This window comes from Streptomyces sp. NRRL S-118, from assembly GCF_000716335.1.
Lineage (GTDB): Bacteria > Actinomycetota > Actinomycetes > Streptomycetales > Streptomycetaceae > Streptomyces.
In genome coordinates this window covers 739-1,282 of sequence record NZ_KL591050.1, presented here as the reverse complement: position 1 = coordinate 1,282, position 544 = coordinate 739, and the positions used below count along the sequence as shown (strand labels likewise).

At 75.7% G+C, this 544-nt stretch carries 1 protein-coding gene; it reads left to right on the top strand.

Annotation, left to right across the window (positions count from 1 at the left end; all coding sequences use genetic code 11):
* A partial coding sequence (locus IH00_RS44885) for a CurL C-terminal domain-containing protein (protein WP_039947849.1) occupies nucleotides 1–544 on the top strand: 544 nt, incomplete at both ends.

Below are 544 nucleotides of genomic sequence, written 5' to 3'. Positions count from 1 at the left end.
TGTGTCGTCGTTCGGCGTCAGCGGCACCAACACGCACGTGATCCTCGAAGAGGCTCCCGCGCAGGAAGCGGTGGACACCCCGGCGGAGCGGCCGGCGGGCGCGGTGCCCGTCCTGGTGTCGGCCCGCACGGGTGCGGCACTGCGGGCGCAGGCCGAGCGGCTGCGTACGCACCTGGCGGCACGGCCCGAGCTGTCCGTCGCGGACGTCGCGTTCTCGACGGCGACGTCGAGAGCGTCGCTGGACCACCGGGCGGCCGTGGTGGCCGCCGACCGCGAGGAGCTGCTGGCCGCACTGGCCGCGCTCGCCGGGGAGGGGTCCACGGCCCGGGCCGTCGACGGCCGTCCGGTCGCGGGGAAGACCGCGTTCCTGTTCACCGGCCAGGGATCGCAGCGGGCTCGGATGGGGCTCGAACTGGCGGAGCGGTTCCCCGTGTTCGCCGCGGCTCTGGACGCGGTGTGCGCGGAGGCCGATCCGCGGCTGGGCCGGTCGCTGCGGGAACTGCTCGCCACCGGCGGCGAGCTGCTCGACTCGACGGAGTACACG